General features: G+C 55.9%; 18 protein-coding genes and 1 pseudogene. 9 read left to right on the top strand and 10 right to left on the bottom strand.

Annotation, left to right across the window (positions count from 1 at the left end):
- Positions 1-99: 99 nt before the first annotated feature.
- Together G544_RS20600 and G544_RS0113555 are read left to right on the top strand one after the other, a co-directional pair.
- Complete coding sequence (locus tag G544_RS20600; RefSeq protein WP_051155758.1) at positions 100-1290, top strand: DUF1266 domain-containing protein; 1191 nt, start codon at positions 100-102, stop codon at positions 1288-1290.
- Positions 1291-1307: 17 nt separating this feature from the next.
- Positions 1308-1574, top strand: a complete 267-nt coding sequence (locus G544_RS0113555; RefSeq protein WP_027275109.1) for a hypothetical protein — start codon at positions 1308-1310, stop codon at positions 1572-1574.
- Between the two features lie 91 nt (positions 1575-1665).
- Here G544_RS0113555 and G544_RS0113550 read toward each other — a convergent pair whose 3' ends face one another.
- A complete protein-coding gene (locus G544_RS0113550) occupies positions 1666-1860 on the bottom strand; it encodes a hypothetical protein (protein ID WP_027275108.1) in 195 nt (64 codons plus the stop codon).
- A 599-nt stretch (positions 1861-2459) separates the two neighbouring features.
- On the opposite strand from G544_RS0113550, the gene G544_RS0113545 reads away from it, so the two are divergent.
- The 5 genes from G544_RS0113545 to selB all read left to right on the top strand — a co-directional run bounded on the left by G544_RS0113545 (position 2460) and on the right by selB (position 7270).
- On the top strand, positions 2460-2732 hold the full coding sequence (locus G544_RS0113545; RefSeq protein ID WP_027275107.1) for an AbrB/MazE/SpoVT family DNA-binding domain-containing protein: 273 nt from the start codon (positions 2460-2462) through the stop codon (positions 2730-2732).
- Complete coding sequence (locus G544_RS0113540) at positions 2732-3100, top strand: type II toxin-antitoxin system PemK/MazF family toxin (RefSeq protein ID WP_027275106.1); 369 nt, start codon at positions 2732-2734, stop codon at positions 3098-3100. Before G544_RS0113545 ends, G544_RS0113540 begins: the two co-directional genes overlap by 1 nt.
- Positions 3101-3176: 76 nt before the next feature.
- Entirely contained in the window at positions 3177-3794 is a 618-nt protein-coding gene (locus G544_RS22000; protein ID WP_081650795.1) for a type II toxin-antitoxin system CcdA family antitoxin, read from the top strand.
- Between the two features lie 201 nt (positions 3795-3995).
- On the top strand, positions 3996-5393 hold the full coding sequence (selA, locus tag G544_RS0113525) for an L-seryl-tRNA(Sec) selenium transferase (RefSeq protein ID WP_027275105.1): 1398 nt from the start codon (positions 3996-3998) through the stop codon (positions 5391-5393).
- Positions 5390-7270, top strand: coding sequence for a selenocysteine-specific translation elongation factor (gene selB / locus G544_RS0113520; RefSeq protein ID WP_027275104.1), 1881 nt, complete (start codon positions 5390-5392; stop codon positions 7268-7270). The genes selA and selB overlap by 4 nt, the downstream gene beginning before the upstream one ends.
- A 372-nt stretch (positions 7271-7642) precedes the next feature.
- On the opposite strand, the gene G544_RS0113515 is transcribed toward selB, so the two are convergent.
- Complete coding sequence (locus G544_RS0113515; protein ID WP_027275103.1) at positions 7643-8239, bottom strand: YgjV family protein; 597 nt, start codon at positions 8237-8239, stop codon at positions 7643-7645.
- Between the two features lie 361 nt (positions 8240-8600).
- Between G544_RS0113515 and G544_RS0113510 the strand changes: the two genes are divergently transcribed.
- Positions 8601-9518 carry a LysR substrate-binding domain-containing protein gene (locus G544_RS0113510; RefSeq protein ID WP_027275102.1) on the top strand — a complete coding sequence of 306 codons (918 nt, stop codon included), beginning with the start codon at positions 8601-8603 and terminating at the stop codon, positions 9516-9518.
- Positions 9519-9586: 68 nt separating this feature from the next.
- Here G544_RS0113510 and leuD read toward each other — a convergent pair whose 3' ends face one another.
- From leuD to ykgO, 4 genes are all read right to left on the bottom strand, one after another.
- Positions 9587-10204: a 3-isopropylmalate dehydratase small subunit gene (leuD, locus tag G544_RS20585; RefSeq protein WP_036024108.1), complete on the bottom strand. Its 618-nt coding sequence runs from the start codon at positions 10202-10204 to the stop codon at positions 9587-9589.
- 2 nt (positions 10205-10206) lie between these two features.
- Positions 10207-11631, bottom strand: coding sequence for a 3-isopropylmalate dehydratase large subunit (gene leuC / locus G544_RS0113500; protein WP_027275101.1), 1425 nt, complete (start codon positions 11629-11631; stop codon positions 10207-10209).
- Between the two features lie 21 nt (positions 11632-11652).
- Complete coding sequence (locus tag G544_RS0113495; RefSeq protein ID WP_027275100.1) at positions 11653-12540, bottom strand: alpha/beta fold hydrolase; 888 nt, start codon at positions 12538-12540, stop codon at positions 11653-11655.
- A gap of 319 nt (positions 12541-12859) precedes the next feature.
- Positions 12860-12994, bottom strand: coding sequence for a type B 50S ribosomal protein L36 (gene ykgO, locus G544_RS0113490; RefSeq protein WP_027275099.1), 135 nt, complete (start codon positions 12992-12994; stop codon positions 12860-12862).
- A 190-nt stretch (positions 12995-13184) separates the two neighbouring features.
- Between ykgO and G544_RS0113485 the strand changes: the two genes are divergently transcribed.
- Complete coding sequence (locus tag G544_RS0113485; RefSeq protein ID WP_027275098.1) at positions 13185-13793, top strand: hypothetical protein; 609 nt, start codon at positions 13185-13187, stop codon at positions 13791-13793.
- A gap of 81 nt (positions 13794-13874) precedes the next feature.
- Here the strand turns inward: G544_RS0113485 and G544_RS22745 are convergent, their stop codons facing one another.
- From G544_RS22745 to xylA, 4 genes and pseudogenes are all read right to left on the bottom strand, one after another.
- The gene (locus tag G544_RS22745; protein WP_373876173.1) at positions 13875-14165 is read right to left on the bottom strand and encodes a PsiF family protein; all 291 of its coding nucleotides are present in this window, start codon (positions 14163-14165) and stop codon (positions 13875-13877) included.
- A pseudogene (locus G544_RS22740) lies at positions 14160-14324 on the bottom strand (PsiF family protein); the annotation flags it as partial. The pseudogene G544_RS22740 and the gene G544_RS22745, both read right to left, overlap by 6 nt.
- 184 nt (positions 14325-14508) lie before the next feature.
- A complete protein-coding gene (xylB, locus tag G544_RS0113475; protein ID WP_027275096.1) occupies positions 14509-15963 on the bottom strand; it encodes a xylulokinase in 1455 nt (484 codons plus the stop codon).
- Between the two features lie 473 nt (positions 15964-16436).
- On the bottom strand, positions 16437-17756 hold the full coding sequence (gene xylA, locus G544_RS0113470) for a xylose isomerase (RefSeq protein WP_027275095.1): 1320 nt from the start codon (positions 17754-17756) through the stop codon (positions 16437-16439).
- Between the last annotated feature and the right edge of the window lie 305 nt (positions 17757-18061).

The following is an 18061-nucleotide window of genomic DNA, read 5'->3' as shown; positions in this document are numbered from 1 at the left end:
GTGCTTTCCGTTAATCATTTTTTGTGTACGGTACGTTATAATGCTCGACTGGAAGCATTTTTAATGGACTTGCCGTCAAGGTTGCAATGGATTGGTTAGATGAACCGCTTTTCTCCGTTTAAAAGTATTCTCCTGTTAGTTTCCCTACTGTTTTTCACCGCCTGCGACGACGGCAAGAAGGCCGATGACGCCCGCAAAGCCGCGCAAAGAGAACGCTGGGCGGCAGTACAGAGAGCGGCTAATCCCGGTCGTGCGGCGCCGACCTCTCGGCAGCCAACGGCTTCTACGGGGACACAGATTGATTCCGCCAGGCATAACCCGGCGTCACAACCCGCCTCTTCAAAATCGAGTATGTGGATGACAATCGGCAAGTATGCGCTTTATACGATAGGCGCGCTGTTTGCTCTGGTTCTGGCGTTTATTCTCTGGATAGGTTACGGCGTGATTTTTGGCGGATACGGGCGCTTTAACAAGGCCTGCAAAGACGCATCGTTACAGGAAATCCCGTCGGCAGAACGCTGGGCAATGGCCGTCGGCGCGCCCTATGCGATCGTCGGCGACTACCACTGGGCGAGGCTCGTGGTCGATAGCGATCCGGAGGAGGCCGAAAGGGAACGTAAGAACACGGTGGAGTCTCTTGCCAACATGTGGGGTATCTACGATCGGGAAACGCTGTTTGAGCGGCTGCTGGATTTGCTTCAGACGGGGCATCGTACGGTTTACGAAGAACAAATCAAAAGCGATAGCAAGATGTCAGCAGAGAAGTTCGTCGCCTCTTCCCGTCAGTTAGAACAGTATGCGAAATCGAGCAGCGATGCGAAAGAGCGCCTGTGGCAGCTTCGGGTAGCAAGAAAGAATCGGCGTAATGTCCGCCAGTTGGACTTCTGCGCCTGGGACATGGTGCGCTTTGTAATGTTGTGCAACAGCGGCGCACAGGTGGGTTATATCAGCGAACGGGAAATGGTGGATTTCTCCATGCTGGCGGCGGCTCGGGTGCAAAAGCACTACCGCAGCTGGCGTGAAGTGGCGCAGCAGTTTTTGCTGGCCCGCTGGTACTGGAAGGCTACGGACAGGCGACACATGATTTCCCACTGTTTGTTTAAAAGAGCGCTTAAGCGCTTGCTGAAGCAAAGCGACAGCCCGTGGAGAACGCTCCCTTGGGATACGCTGCTACCGACTGGCGCCGAGGCTACGTTTGCCGAAGCCTGTAGGGTGGCGGTTGACGATGTGAGATACGTTTCGCAAAGAGACGTTGAGGTATCAGGTGCGAAGGATAAAACGCACTATTAACATGAAAGGAAACAATAATGAGACTAGTAGATGAAGAAAAAAATACGCCGGTGGTTACAACGCGGCAAATTATGTCAGGCAGCGTGCTAATTACCCACGTTTTTTACGACGATGATGGCGCCTGGCAGCTCTTTGGCGGTGAAACGATCTCAGAAGCCGATACCGTCGTCGTCTCCGTTCAACAAATCCTGTCGCAGGATGATTCTCTGCTTGCGCTGCCGGATATAGAAATGGGTAGGAACGTATACCGCGAGTCGAGGGTTCAGGGCTGGACGACATACTAGGTCGCGCCCATAGCTGCATGTGGCGATGGCGTTGAACCAAAATTGCCCTAAATGGCCGACGCGTCCCCTCTTGGCGTCGGCCCAACCTTTTTTACGGCAGCGCCGGGGCTGGCGGCTCCTCTTCATAGAGCGCGTTAAACAGCGCGCTGATTTTCTCGTGCAGAATAAGCTGAAGCGACTCTTTGATCGCCGCGTTGTCCATAGCGATGCCCGCACAGGCTAACGCCAAACACTGTTCGACCAGCTCCAGCGGATCGCACGTGGCGGTGTTCATGTAGTCGATCATAATCCTGCCTCCCTGCAAAACGCGCCAACGGCGGCGAAAACTGTAAAAGAATGCGAGACGGCTCGGGAAAAAGATCTTAACGCCCGTATAAATAACGAATAAGTTTGGATATCCTTCAAAACAGCCATGATGTTACCTCGTGAATAACGTTGTGGTTAGAAACCCCGTAGGTGCTTCAACACCGCGGGGTTTCGGCTTTTTATGCGTTAGCTAAATAGGTTACCTGACGCCAAATCACAGTATGTTTATACAGCTTTAGCGACAACAGGAAACGTCGAGGTTATCGAGATGACTCGCAAAATAGCGTGCGGCGTTGCAGCGTTACTCATAAAACGTGGGCGTCTTTGGCAAAAATGTTAATTGGGGGAAACAGCGTGAAGACAAGGAGGAAAAGAGGGATATCATCATTTGGCTGGCGAGATGGATTAGGTTAATTTTCCTTGGGCTCTATCCTTGCATAAGCAACCTATCACGACCATGTGTGATAATGTGTGACATTATGATGATGAGGTGCTACTTTGTTCTATAGTGTGAGAGATGATGAACGTAGAGTTTGTGATAGAAGCTCTGCCTATAGGGTTAAACAAGGAGAAGAAAGAATGGCTATAACTCGCCTTCGCCAGCAGGGTGGTGCCGTCATACTGACTATTCCAAGCGACGTGATTGCTAAAACGGGCTGGTCAGTGGGGACCGAAGTCAACGTTACGATAGAAAAAGAGGGCATTAGTGTGGTTCCGACCAAGAGAATTCCTCGCGGGCGCAAATCGGTAAGTCAGCTTCTTGCCGAAATCGACGCCGCTGAACTGGAGCAGTTAAATCGCTCTGTGGACGATATTAATAACCTGACCGCCGTAGGTAAGGAAGTCTATTGATGGCAAAGCGTTCAGTTCCAGCGAAAGGCGAAATCTGGTTAATTAATCCGGATCCGACAAGCGGCCGTGAATTAAGAGGTCCTCATTATTTCCTCATCGTGACGGAAGCTGCGCTCAACGCCGCTATGGGCGTAAGCCTTTGCTGCCCGATATCGACGGTTGCCGCTGGCGCCCGCTCTGCGGGCGTAACGGTGGCGGTCACGGCGGACGGCACGGAAAATGGTGAAGTTCAAGGCGTTGTTTTATGCCATCAGGTTAGGGCGTTGGATTTAAAAGAAAGAAAGGCCCAGTTTTATACCAAGGCAGAATCCTACCTTATTGATGACGTTGTGATGAAGCTGGTCGATATTATCGACCCTCAGATGTAGCGTGAATTTTCCATATCACAGACGTTTTAGTCAAAAGGTAGCCAACTGCAAGGGAACAGAGAATTGGGGTTTTAAGATGCAAACGCTGGGAAATAAATCGTCCTTTGCCGTTGAATACGCTATACAAAATTCATGTAACGCTATTGGTTGTGTGCGCCTTTGGATTAACGGCCATTTCTTGGGAAGCCTCTACGATACGATATATATCGACGGCTACTTAATCGGCGGGCTTACAGAGATTCTGAATAAAAACAGGTTAGACGAACGCTATTTAACTAGCGATGAAACGACCCTATTCGAACTGTTAGAGAAAGACCTCGCCACGGATAACGAACGATATGATTTAGCTCGTCATTATGCCGTCAATCTGGGGACGTGGACTGACTATTTCGACGTCTATTCATATCGGTTAACGGACACTAAAGGGGTTATTCTGTGGCGGTTCAGAGAAAATAATGGCGCTCTCCTTGATTTAGCAACTTATCCGACGAGAGTCTTCTCTGAACAGTTTGAATATGATGAATTGGAAGAGGTTATTCGTAAGGTTTCAGTCGTGTTGGCAAAAGCTCTGGAGCATGAAACCTATACCTCAGAAACTGAAAAATTGGAGCGGGAAAATCAAGCGGCTTTGCAGGAACTCAATCGCATCACTGACGAACAGGGTCTGTTATCTGACGGTGACAGGACGTTTTAAATACAATATCGGGTTTCTCGCAACAACTGCAACAGCAAGGCATACTCCTGTCTATTTGATGTACAGGCTCTGATTTTTTGCTGGACGGGTTCTGATGAACCAGTAACAAATACGCGCCAATTAAAGTACACGCGCTCTATGCTTCACCTTCCCCCCGTCAGCCGATATAGTAACGCCATCAATACCTAACGGACTGCCGCCATGAATAGCCAAAACCCGTCCTTGTTCAGCCAACTGCCCTCCGTCGATCGCCTGCTTAACGAGCCTGAAATGGAGCGGCTGATTAGCGAGTACGGCCAGCACCTGGTCGTTGAAACGCTGCGCTACCTTCAGGAACAGGCGCGCGACGAAATTCGCCATCGCGACAGGCTGCCGGGCTGGGTTCAGGACTGGGCGTGGGCCGACGAAGCGCGCGCCTATTTAACGCAAAAGCAAAAGCCGGGCCTTCAGCCGGTGTTTAACCTAAGCGGCACTGTGCTGCACACCAACCTTGGCCGTGCGCTGCTGGCGGAAGAGGCCATCGACGAGGTGGCGAACGTCATGCGTCAGGCAGTGACGCTGGAATACGATCTGGACGGCGCGGGGCGCGGCCATCGCGACAGCGTTATTTCCTACTTGTTAAGCGAGCTGACCGGCGCAGAGGCTGCCTGCATCGTCAACAACAATGCGGCGGCGGTAATGCTGATGCTGGCGACCGTGGCGGCCGACCGCGACGTTGTCGTTTCTCGCGGCGAGCTGGTGGAGATCGGCGGCGCGTTTCGCGTGCCGGACGTGATGCGCCAGGCCGGCTGTCGGCTGGTGGAAGTGGGTACCACCAACCGCACCCACCTGCGCGACTACCGCGAAGCGGCCAACGAGCACACCGGCCTGTTGATGAAGGTGCACACCAGCAACTACCACATTGAGGGCTTTACCGCCTCGGTCGACGAAGAGGACCTGGTCGCGCTGGGGCGCGAGCTTGGTCTGCCGGTCGCGACGGACCTCGGCAGCGGTTCCCTGATTGATTTACAGCAGTACGGCCTGCCGGCGGAGCCGATGCCGCAGGACCTGATCGCCGCCGGGGTGGATCTGGTGACCTTCTCCGGCGATAAGCTGTTGGGCGGCCCGCAGGCGGGCATTATTCTCGGCTCCAAAGCGTGGATTGAGAAAATCCAGCGGCACCCGCTCAAACGCGCGCTGCGGGCCGGTAAGCTAACGTTGGCGGCGCTGGAGGCGACGCTTCGCCTGTATCAACAGCCCGATCGCTTGGCCTATTCGCTGCCGACCCTACGTCTGTTGACCCGCGACGCGGATGAAATGAGGTCGATGGCGGCCCAACTGCTGACGCCGCTGCGTCAATACTACGGCGAGCGTTTTTTCGTCAGCGCCGAGCCCTGCCTGTCGCAAATCGGCAGCGGCTCTCTGCCCGTCGACCGGCTGCCGAGCTACGCCCTGACGTTTGCGCCAAAAGATGGGCGAGGAAGAACGCTGGAAGCGCTGGCCGAAGGCTGGCGCGCGCTGCCGGTGCCGGTCATCGGTCGCCTACAGGAGGGCAAGCTGTGGCTCGACCTGCGCTGTTTAGAGGATGAGGACGCTCTGCTGGAGGTGCTGGCGTTATGATTATTGCGACCGCCGGGCACGTCGACCACGGCAAGTCCACTCTGCTACAGGCGCTGACCGGCGCGGGCAGTACCGACCGCCTGCCGGAAGAGAAGCGCCGGGGAATGACCATCGACCTGGGCTATGCCTACCTGCCGCTGTCGGAAGAGCGAATGCTGGGTTTTATCGACGTACCGGGGCACGAAAAGTTTTTATCCAACATGCTGGCGGGGGTCGCCGGCGTGCAGCACGCGCTGCTGGTGGTGGCCTGTGACGACGGCATCATGGCGCAAACCCGCGAACATCTGGCGATCCTGCGCCTGCTGGCGATCCCTTCGATTACCGTTGCCTTAACCAAGGCTGACAGGGTGGCTCCCGAGCGGCTGGAAGAGGTTAAGGTTCAGGTTGATGACGAGCTGAGCGCACAGGGGTGGCAAGATAGCCCGATATTTGTTACCTCCGCCCAACAGGGCGTTGGCGTCGATTCGCTGCGTGAGCACCTGCTGGCGCTGTATCTGGCCGAAGGGGAAGAGGCGTCGCTGAATTCCCATCGGTTCCGTCTGGCTATCGATCGCGTCTTTACCCTTAAGGGCAGCGGCCTGGTGGTGACCGGTACCGCGTTCAGCGGCCGGGTGAGCGTTGGCGATACGCTTTGGCTGACCGGCACGGATAAGCCGGTGCGCGTTAGAAGCATGCACGCGCAAAATCGCGCCGTTGAATGCGCGCAGTCCGGCGAGCGCATCGCCCTGAACATTACCGGCGATCTGGGCAAGCAGGACGTCAGCCGCGGAGACTGGCTGCTTGAGCAGGCGCCGCCCGCGTCGTCCGACCGCGTGCTGGCGCTGCTTCACAGCGACAAGCCCGTTCGCCACTGGCAGCCGGTGCACCTGCATCATGCGGTCAGCCACATTACCGGCCGGGTTTCTCTGCTGCAGGATGAACCGGCGACAGTAGGCAGCGAACGGCTGGTGGAGCTGGTGTTGGATGAGCCTCTTTTGCTTGCCGAAAACGATCGCCTGATCGTGCGCGACGTCAGCGCCAGAGAGACGCTGGCGGGCGCTCGCGTGCTGCTGCTGAACCCACCCCGGCGCGGCAAGCGCCAACCAGCGTATTTGGCTGCGCTTGAGGCCTTGAGCCAGGCAGCCGATGACGAAGCGATTCTCCGCCTGCGCCTTCAGGAAGGCAGCCTGTCCGTCAGCGAGTTCGCCTGGGCGCGCCAACTGACGCAGGAGGGTATGAGCGCGCTGCTGGCCCGCGTCGGCTGTAAAACGGTCGGCGATGCGGCGCTGTCGCAGGAGAACGTCGAACGCTTCCAACTGCGGCTGGTGGAAACGATGAAGGCATTTCACGAACAGCATCTTGACCAGATAGGCGTCGGGCGCGCGCGGCTCAAGCGCATGGCATTGTCCGCCGAGCCCGAGGCGCTGGCGTTCTCTTTAATCGACGATCTGCTGTCAGCGGGGAAGATTAGCAACAGCCGCGGTTGGCTTCACCTGCCGGAGTTTCGTCTGGCCTTCACGCCGCAAGAGCAGGCCGTGTGGCAGCGGCTTGAGGAACAGTTTGGCGATGACCCCTGCTGGGTCAGAGACTTGGCCAACGCGCTTGGGCTGGATGAACAAGAAACGCGCGCGGTGCTGCGCAAGGCGGCACAGCTCGGCTTTGTGACCGCCATCGTGCGCGACCGCTACTACCTGAGCCAACGCGTGCGTCAGTTTGCCGACCTCATTCGCGAGATGCACGACGTTCAGGGTAGCACCAGCGCCGCCGACTTCCGCGATCGCTTGGGCGTCGGGCGCAAGCTGGCGATTCAGGTACTGGAGTTCTTTGACCGCAGCGGCTTTACCCGCCGTAGGGGAAACGACCATATTCTGCGGGACAAGGGGCTGTTTTCGGACTGAGGTCGTAAAGAAAGAGGCCGCGACTGCGACCTCTGAGATTGTTGACAAAGGTTTTGGAAAAACCTACGGGATCAAACGGCGGGAGAGGCCTCCGTTGGGGTCGACTTGGCGTAAGCCAACGACAAACCAGCGCAAGCTGGTTTGAACAGCGTTTACGCTGGCCCGCCAGGGTGAAGCCGAAAGGCTTCATAACGGCCCGTAGGAGGGCTAGGCCCGCCGCGCTCCCAAAGCTAATACAGGCGCTCTTCCGGCCGAGCACAGTGGTGATATAAGTAGGTTGTATTTTCGGCCGGAATATCCTCTGAAGCTTATTAGGTCGGTTTGTCAGCAGTCTGAGAGGCCGCGACTGCGGCCTCTGTTTCATTTTTTACCCTATTCCGCACGCTCTGGTTTTTTCAATTCCACTGTATCAGCCTCTTCACTCTGCTCTTTCTCTTTAACAACCCGGCTTTCCACCGCAAACGGGTCAATCCCGCGCTTCTGCATGCGGTAGAAACGAATGATGTTAAAGCCGTTCATCACTAAAAAGCTCGATTCGATGAGCGTGCCGCCGATGGAGTGGGCCCAAACGTTGTGGATAACCCAGCAGGCGGTGGAGCACCACATCAGGCTGCGCATCTTCAGGCCACTGGTGCGAAACATCGCCCAGGTGCTGACGATAGCGCCCGCAATCGGCAGGATTTCGACCGGGTGCTTGATCCTCATGGTAGCGAAAATCAGCGGCAGAATGATGAATATCACCATGATCCAGACGTTGCGCCACCAGATGGACACGATGGTGCGAATGGCGCTAAGCAGTACGCTCATGCCCGCCGCGTTAGCGCCCAGCATAAAGAAGTGAACGCACATGATGGTTGAGTAACCGGCGAGTTGAAACTTAAAGCCGCGCTCGTTGCGGTTGAAGAACATGGTAATGCCTACAAGAAAGGCAATGCCGCCTACGATTTGGGCAGCCCAATAAAATGTCATTATGGAACGATCCTGAAATATAGTGCTGTTTTTCTGTCGGTAGTGAAGCCTGTGAGTTGAATCGCTTCACGAATAATACATTGAAGGTATGCTTGTCAGGTCATGGAATTGACTGAATTTATCATTCGTTAGTGTGAAATCTATCACGGATTGAATCGTTTCGCCTGCCGCATCGGTGCGGGAAGCGAAATATAGTGAGTTATCGGGATATCTGCGCTTTTAGCCAGTTTTATTGTTACGTTGTCCGCAGTTTTTAAATAAAAAATAAAACCAGATTGGAATTCTTCTATTTTTACAATGCGTTGTGTCTCGCCCTTTGTCGCCGGCGAGGGTAAGAGCGCCGGAAGCAGGAATGACCTCAATGAACATAGTCCGACCTTCGCTGCCGCTAAATGAGGATCTTCGCGTCTTTTTAACGGTGGTCCGCAGGCAGAACTTCGCTCGCGCCGCGGCCGAGCTTGGCGTTTCCCCCGCCTACGTTAGCAAGCGGATGAGCATTCTGGAGAGTTCGCTTAACGTCAGGCTGTTTCACCGTACGACCCGCAGCATCGTGCTGACGGAAGAGGGCGAGAAGGCCCGCCTGTGGGCGCAGCGGATCCTAAACGATCTGGACGACTTTCTCAGCGACGTCACCGAAGCGCGGCGGGAGCCGCAGGGGACGCTGCGCATTGTCTGTTCCTTCGGCTTTGGCCGCAACCACGTTGCGCCTGCGGTATCCCAGCTTGGCAAGCGGTATCCTAATCTGGCGATCCAGGTCGTGACCTCCGATCGCGCTACCGACCTGATTGCGGAAGGGTTTGACTTGGAAATTCGCGTCGGCAGCGACCTGCCCAACCAGTATCTGGCCAGAAAGCTGATGGGCAACGCGCGCGTGCTGTGTGCGTCGAAGGAATATCTTGCCGCTCGCGGCGCGCCGCAAACTCTCGAGGACCTGGCTTCTCACGACTGCCTGGCGCTGCGCGAGCGCGATACGCCCTTTGGCAGCTGGCGGCTGAATAGGCAGGGGGACGAGCGTGAGTACGTCGCCCGCATCGACGGGCGGCTCTCATCCAACAGTGGTGCGATGGTGCTGCGCTGGGGGTTGGACGGGCACGGCATCTTTTTGCGTTCTCTGTGGGACGTAAAGCCCTATCTGGACGAAGGGCGGCTGGTGCAGGTGCTGCCGGAATATTCTCAGCCGGCGGACATTTGGGCCGTCTACCCGCAGCGGCTGTCCGACTCGGCCAAGCTGAAGGTGTGCGTCGAGTTTCTTGAGAACTATTTTTCCTCTCTGGCCTGAAAAAAGCCCCGCTCGCGTCGGGGGACGGCGGGCAGGGCGAGGGCGCTTTCTCAGTTCCTCACGTTAGCTTAACGCGATATCACCACCCACGGGCAGCGCTGACGGTAGCCTGCCTCAAAGTCGCGGATTTCCTGCTGGTATTCCAGCGTCACGCCGATGGCGTCCAGCCCTTTGATCAGCGCTTCCTGATTGCGGCTGTCTATCTCAAAGGGAATAACCTCTCCGCCCTTAAGCACGATGGCCTTGCCCGGCAGGTCGACGGTGATTTCATTTCTTTTTGGATCCTGCGCCGCATCGGCCACTTGGGCGAGCGCCGCAGGCGTCAGGCGGATAAGCAGGATGCCGTTACGCTGGCAGTTATCGCCAAAAATGCCGGCGAACGAGGTGCCGATAAGCGCGCGTATGCCGGTCTGCTGTAGGCCCCAGACGGCGTGCTCGCGGCTGGAGCCGCAGCCGAAGTTAGGGCCGACCACCATAAAGGCGCTGCCTTTCCACTGCGGGCGGTTGAGGATGAAGTCCGGGTTGGGCGTGCCGTCGGCGTTCAGACGCAGGTCGAAGAACAGGCCGCGATCCAGATTTTTACGATCGATCCCCTTAAGAAACTGCTTGGGCATGATGACGTCGGTATCGACGTTTGGGTCCAGCATCGGCGCGACTTTTCCGGTCACTTGTGTAAAGGTTTGCATGGTTATTCTCCTTGGCCGCTGACTGAACGGACGTCGACCAGATGACCCGCGACGGCGGCAGCGGCCACCATGGCCGGGCTCATCAGGTGAGTCCTTGAACCGGCGCCCTGGCGCCCGGCAAAGTTGCGGTTAGTGCTGGAGGCGCAGCGGTCGCCGGGCTGCAGCACGTCTTCGTTCATCGCCAGACACATGGAGCAGCCGGACTGCCGCCACTCAAAGCCCGCGTCGATAAAGATTTGCGCCAGCCCCTCCCGCTCGGCCTGCTGGCGAACCAGCGTGGAGCCGGGAATAATCATGCCCCGCACGTGGGCGGCGATCTTCTTCCCTTTCAATACGTTCGCCGCTTGACGAAGGTCTTCAATGCGGCCGTTGGTGCAAGAACCGATAAAGGCGTGGGAAATGCGCACCTCGCACAGGCGAGTGCCGGGATGCAGGTCCATATAGGCCAGCGCCTTTTCGTCGGCGATCCGCTTCTGTTGATTGGGTTCGTTCATCGGATCGGGCACCTCGCCGCCGATGCCGCTGGCCTGATCGGGGCTGATGCCCCAGGTGACCATCGGCTCAAGGTGAGAACAGTCGAGCGCAATCTCTTGGTCAAACTGCGCGCCGGGATCGGTTTTCAGCGTGCGCCAGTAGGCTATGGCCTGCTCCCACAGCGCGCCTTTCGGGGCGCGGGGCTTATCCTTTAGATATTCAAACACTTTTTCGTCTGGCGCCATGAACGCGCCGCGCGCGCCCGCCTCAACCGCCATATTGCAGATGGTCATGCGTCCTTCCACGCTCAGGGCGTCGATAGCCGGGCCGGTAAATTCAATGGCGTAGCCGGTTGCGCCGTCGGCGCCGATGCGGGCAATCAGCGACATAATGACGTCTTTTGCCGTGACCCAAGGACCAAGTTGGCCGCTAACCGTGACGCGCATGGTTTTCAGGCGCTTGTACGCCAGCGTTTGCGTGGCGAGAAGGTGTTCGATTTCCGAGGTGCCGATGCCGAAGCCAAAAGCGCCCAGCGCCCCGTAGGTAGTGGTGTGGCTGTCGCCTGCGGCGATGACCATGCCGGGCAGAATGAAGCCCTGCTCCGGGGCGACCACGTGTTCGATGCCCTGACGCTCGTCCAGCACGTCAAACAGCTCGATGTCAAAGTCGCGGCTGTTCTCTCTGAAGTAGTCCACCTGAAGCTGGCCGCCGGGATCGGTCATTTTGTCATCGCGCACCGGGCGGGTGGGGTTGACGTGATCTACGTTGAGCAGCACGCTTTCCGGCCGCCAGGCCCTGCGCCCTTTTTCCCTCAGGCCGCTGAAGGCCTGAGGGCTGGTGTATTCGTTGAGGACCGTTCGATCGATGTACAGCAGCACGTTGCCCTGAGCGTCCAGCTCGCGGACGGTGTGGGAGTCAATCAGCTTGCGATAAAGGGTTTTTGCTAACGTCATGGTGAAAGTTCTCCGAAAAGCCTAGACGCAGGCCGATGAAAAGAAGGGGACAACCTTGCCAAGCAGCAGCTCCGGGGCTTCTTCCGCGATGTAGTGGCCGCAAGGCAGCGCTTCACCCTGCAGGTGAGTAGCCACTTTCTTCCACTCGCCGATCGGGTCAAAACACTGTTCAATAGCGCCGTTTTTGCCCCACAGCACCATCAGCGGGCAGCTAACGCGGTTGCCGAGCCGGATGTCCTGCTCGTCGTGCTCAAGGTCGATGCCGGCGCTGGCGCGGTAGTCTTCGCAGATGCCGTAGGCCGCATTGGGCAGGCTCAGGCAGCGCTGGTATTCCGCTAAGGCTTCTTTGGTAAACGGCGCCATTCCCGCGCTGCGCGCACCCATAACGCTGCGCAGATAGAGCGCGGGATCGTGCTCGATAAGAATTTCCGGGAACGGCGTGGGCCTTATCAGCATGAACCAGTGCCAGTAGGCTCGGGCAAAGGCCTCGTTGGTTTGCCGGTACATGGCGAGCGTTGGCGCGATGTCGAGCAGCGTCATGCTTTGCACCGCGTCGGCGTAGTCCAGCGCCAGCCGGTGGGCCACGCGTGCGCCGCGGTCGTGCGCCAGTATAGAAAACGTAGGGTGGCCCAGTTGCGCCATCAGCTCATACATATCCTGCGCCATGATGCGCTTGGAATAGGCGCTTTGGCCTTCCGGCGAACGGGGCTTATCGCTGTCGCCGTAGCCGCGCAGGTCAGCAATGACCAGCGTAAAGCGTTTGGACAGTTCCGGTACAACCCTATGCCACATCATGTGGTTTTGCGGATGGCCGTGGAGCATCAGCAGCGCCGGCCCTTGGCCGACGGTGCGAAAGCAGATGTCTACCTGATTCACGTGCCGTTTTTGTTTTTCGAGTGTCGCCAGCATGGTGAGGTTTCTCCCACAGTTTGGATTAAGCGATTACCCCTCATTCTAGAAGGGGTAATGGGATTAACAAGACGGCCAACCGTGGAGCAATTAAACACGAAACGTGTTTAATTCAGCGATAGAGAGGGATCGTGAGCGAAATATGTTAGTAAATACTAACTTGCGTATAAAAAGAAAGAGTAAACGATGAGCAATTTGTTGATTAAAAGGCGATATTTTATGGACAGGAGGATAAATATCGCCTTGGAATAAATACGATCGGGAAAACGAAATGTGAGTAAGCACTCACAGGAGTGGATAACGCAATGAGTTTACTGGTCTACTTTTTCCTCCCTTGAACCGCCTTAAAGCGGGGATTTGATTTACAGATAACGAAAATTCTTCCGTGACGGCGGACTATCTTACAGTCCGGATGGCGCAGCTTGGCCGAGCGCAGCGAGCTGAGAACCTGCATGATGACCTCTTTGTTATGGAATGTTATAACATTACACATGTGGTGACATCTGTCAAGCGGCTTCCAGATATATGGCGTATAGGGGTGAGTGATTCTGATTGGTAGGGCTATTATTCTCAATAATGCGTTTTTTTAAGAATAAAAATATAATAAAAAATGTAATTTGTTATTTAAAATAGAAGAAAATTGGATGATGAAAATAATAATTCTATTTCTTTTCCATGTTTTGATAGTTGTCTATACTCCTAAAGAAAATTACTCTATAGGATTTAAGGGATTTATTATGTCAGAGCATTCATCAGGGAATAAAAATCAACCGTCAAATGGAATAAAGGTGCTATTTTTGGTGGCGGGGTTATATATGATAGGAAAGTTTGGATACTCTTTTTATCAGGATCATAAAAATAGTCCTTCTAAAAATGATAGTAAAAGCTATGTGGCAATGAATGCTATTGAAAACAATAAAGATATTAATGATAGACTAATAGATGACTATATTTCCGCCTATAACGCTGATGAAGATAAGCACCCGTCGGAAGGGCCTTTATCCAGAGAAGGAAGCATAATTAAAGTAAGGTACTATATGGCCGATGGTCAGGGAACGGAAAATCTTTATAGCGATAAGGCCGAACAGAAAGAGACATTGAAAGCGATGACTTCTATTTTCTGCAAGCCTGGATGGTCATTGCGAGCGCTTAACGCGGGATATACGTTTAATATCACCGTCAGTAGTAAAAAATATCCAGATTTATGGGAAGCAGCATTAAAATCCCCAGATTGCCGTGATATTAAAAATTAATCTTTATGCTTCCTAATAAGTAATGTCGCTGGCGCTTTTTAAAATGGCCGCCCACAGGCAGCCATTTAGCTTGAAATAGAACTACGCCGCATTCCCCTTCAGGCAGCTCGCCATAAAGGTTTTACGCTCGTCGCCCTTGAGGTTTTTATCACCGGCCTGCTTGTTACAGTCGGCCATCTTCTGCTGCTGCGGAGTCATTGCCTTTTCTGCCGCAGCGGGCTTGGCCTTCAGGCATTCGCTCATAAAGGCCTTACGCTCGTCGCCCTTCAGGCTCTTATCGCCAGCCTGCTTGTTGCAGTCGGCCATTTTCTGCTGCTGTGGGGTCATCGCTTTTTCAGCGGCGGCAGGCTTGGCCTTCAGGCAGTCGCTCATAAAGGCTTTACGCTCGTCGCCCTTAAGCGCTTTGTCCGTCGCCTCTTTGTTGCAAACGGTCATTTTATTTTGCTGTGCGGTCTGCGCCTCAGCGGCGTTGGCCGTTCCGGCAAAGGCGCACAGTCCTAAAACCAGTGAAAGTACGGGAAGTAAACGCATAGCGACTCCTTATTTAAAGAAAGTTGAGTTGAAAACGCTATAAGCATAGCTGCTGTAGGGATAAACGTGTAGTGAGCGAAGGGGAAGGTTTAACGTAAAGGGAATCCGAAAAAGGGTTTAATAACAGCTACCTGATGATTTTACTTAACTTATCCCGGCGGGGGCCGCCGGGAAAGGTGAGGGGTTACTTACATAAAGGGAGCAGCTGTTGGTAAAGCCTGCGAAACGTCTCGCGCTTTTCCCGGTATTCCTCATGAAGGGTTGCGTTTGGTTCGTGGCGTTGCTCCAGCGGCAGCGGCGGGCAGAACTCGGCCAGCGGCATGCTGGGGTTAACTGCAATCTGCGCCAGCCTGGCCGCGCCCAGCGCCGGGCCGACATCGCCGCCGGTGCGATATTCCAGCGCCTGCCCGCTGACGTCCGCCAACATCTGCCGCCAGTAGGGGCTACGCGCGCCGCCGCCGATAAGCGTCACGCTTTCAGGCTTGAGGCCGGTGGCGTGCAGCACGTCCATGCCGTCCGCCAGCGCAAAGCTAACGCCCTCCAGCACCGCTCGCCCCAAGTCTGCCGGGCCGTGCTCGTGGGTCAGACCCCAGAAGGCGCCCTTGGCGTTAGGGTTGTTATGCGGCGTGCGTTCGCCGGAAAGGTAGGGCAGAAACCACACCGGCGTAGCGGCGGGCTTGCTCTGCTCCACCTGCGTCAGCAGGGCGGGAACGCTGGCGGTGTTGGTCAGCCGACAGGCCCAGTCGAGACAGGAGGCGGCGCTGAGCATTACCGACATCAGGTGCCAGGCGTTCGGCAGGGCGTGGCAGAAGCTGTGAACCGCGCTCTCCGGGTTGCTCAGGAAGCCGTCGCTGACGGCAAAATAGACGCCGGAGGTACCGAGCGACAGCATCGCCTGCCCGGCCTTGTACAGGCCGACGCCGACCGCGCCTGCCGCGTTGTCCCCACCGCCGCCGGCGACCGGCACCTGGCCGATGCCCCAGCGTTCGGCAACGTCGGCTTTGACCATGCCCGTTACCTGAGAGCCTTCAAACAGCGTCGGCATATGCTTACGATCGAGGCCACAGGCATTCAGCAGCGCGTCGCTCCAGTCCCTCTGGCCGACGTCCATCCATAGGGTGCCTGCCGCATCGGACATGTCGCTGGCGAACTCGCCGGTGATGAGCAGGCGCAGGTAGTCCTTCGGCAGCAGCACCTTGTCGACGGCGCGGAAGATATCCGGCTCGTGTTCCTCTACCCACTTCAGCTTCGGCGCGGTAAAGCCCGGCATCATCAGGTTGCCGGTGATTTGCCTGGAGTTGGGAACCAGGCGTTCCAGCTCTTCGCACTGCGCGGCGCAGCGCCCGTCGTTCCATAAAATAGCGGGGCGGAGCGGCTTTTGATGCTGGTCGAGCAGCGTCGCGCCGTGCATCTGCCCGCTCAGCCCCAGCGCCTTAACCGCCTTAAGGCTACGCTGCGCGCCCAGCGCCAGCATCGCCCGGTCGGTCGCCTGCCACCAGTCCTGAGGATTTTGCTCAGACCACAGGGGATGAGGGCGCGAAACGGACAGCGCCTCCGTATGGGTGGCAAGCACCTGCTGATGCTCGTCGAGCAGAATAACCTTTACGCCGGAGGTGCCGAGATCGATACCGATGTACATAGTAGGTCCTTCAGAATATTGTTTTTTAAATTAGCTCTTGCGTATATTCCGGCCGTAAATACTTTGTGCCTATATCGCCATGGTGCTCGGCCGGAAAGCAGCCCGTATTGAGTTCAGGTGCGCGGCAGGCAAAGCCTGCCGTTTAAAATAATCATTTGGTTTTTTGAATAAATGAGAGGAGCCAATCGGAGGGAGAGTCTTCCGTTGGGGTCGACTTGGCGTAAGCCAACGACAAACCAGCGCAAGCTGGTTTGAACAGCGTTTACGCTGGCCCGCTAGGGTGAAGCCGAAAGGCTTCATAACGGCCCGTAGGAAGGCTATGCCCGACGCTCTTCAGGCTAAAAGGAGGCGCTCTTCCGGCCGAGCACGGCGATAATATAGGTATGAAGTCCTTTCGGCCGGAATATACACAAATGCTAATTTAGCTTATTCAACAAACCAAAAAAAAGGGGCACATAGGGGCCCCAACCAACCTAACCAAAAATGTAGCGATTCACCAGATTCTCCAGCAGCTCCTGCTGGCCGCTCGGGTGCTGCGGGTGGATCTGGTTGCTTTCGGCGTACTTGGCCAGCGACTCCAGCGAGCTTTCGCCGGCCAGAATTTGTTGTCCAAGCTTGCCGTTCCAGCCCGCGTAGCGCTCGGCGATTTTCTGATCCAGCGCGCCGTCTTCCACCATCTTGGCAGCGATTTTCAGCGCCAGCGCCATGGTGTCCATCGCGCCGATGTGGCCGTAGAACAGGTCATACTTGTCGACGCTCTGGCGGCGCACCTTGGCGTCGTAGTTCAGGCCGCCGGTGGTGAAGCCGCCCGCTTTGATGATTTCATACATGATAAGGGCGTTCTCTTCCACGCTGTTCGGGAACTGGTCGGTGTCCCAGCCGAGCTGCGCGTCGCCGCGGTTGGCGTCAACGGAGCCGAAAATGCCCAGCGCGATGGCGGAGGCGATTTCGTGATGGAAGCTGTGGCCGGCGAGCGTGGCGTGGTTAGCTTCGATGTTAACCTTCACCTCTTTTTCCAGACCGAACTGCTTGAGGAAGCCGTATACGGTGGCGACGTCGTAGTCGTACTGGTGCTTGGTCGGCTCTTGCGGCTTGGGCTCGATAAGCAGGGTGCCGTTAAAGCCGATTTTGTGCTTGTGCTCGACCACCATCTGCATGAAGCGGCCCAGCTGCTCGCGCTCCTGACGCAGGTCGGTGTTGAGCAGGGTTTCGTAGCCTTCGCGACCGCCCCACAGCACGTAGTTTTCACCGCCCAGGCGCTGGGTGGCCTTCATGGCGCTGACCACCTGCGTGGCCGCGTAGGCGAAGACGTCCGGATTCGGGTTGGTGGCGGCGCCCGCCGCGTAGCGTGGGTTAGTAAAGCAGTTAGCGGTGCCCCACAGCAGGCGCACGCCGCTCTCTTCCTGCTTTTTCGCCAGCACGTCGGTCATGACGGCCAGATTATTCAAATATTCTTTTACCGAGCCGCCCTCAGGAGACACGTCGATGTCGTGGAAACAGTAGAACGGCACGTTCAGCTTTGAGAAAAACTCAAACGCCACGTCGGCCTTGGCCTTAGCGCGCTCCAGCGCATCGCCGTTGCTCTGCCACGGGCGGTCGAATGAACCCGTACCGAACATGTCGGCGCCGTTCCAGCAGAACGTGTGCCAGTAGCAGGCCGCAAAGCGCAGGTGGTCTTCCATTCTCTTACCCAGAATCAGCTCATCCGGGTTGTAGTGGCGAAAGGCCAGCGGATTTTTGCCGGCGGTGCCTTCGTAGCGAACCTTGTCTAGCTTGTCAAAGTACTGGGTCATAACGGTTTCCTTTCAGCAATAGAGTGATGCCGGGTTTTGCGCGCGAAATACTGCATTTTTCGGCGCAGTCTTGGGTGCAAATATTTTCTTTAGCGCTTATCTGCGCCGTAAGCGGTTATTTTCTTTTTTAATAAAATAGAAAATACAACGTTTCCGTCGCGATGATTCTTATATTGGTGAGAATCATAAAGAGATAAAGTCAACGGGGTTATTCCCAGATTTAAATAGTGAGTTATGAAATTTAACTACTGTGATCTTCTTCACGATAAGCGTACGTTTTTCTTCGTTTGATGCTGTTTTGTTTT

Origin of the sequence: Leminorella grimontii ATCC 33999 = DSM 5078, assembly GCF_000439085.1 — a bacterium.
GTDB classification, from domain to species: Bacteria; Pseudomonadota; Gammaproteobacteria; order Enterobacterales; family Enterobacteriaceae; genus Leminorella; species Leminorella grimontii.
The sequence above is the reverse complement of the archived record's forward strand: the minus strand, read 5'-3'. Positions and strand labels throughout refer to the sequence as shown.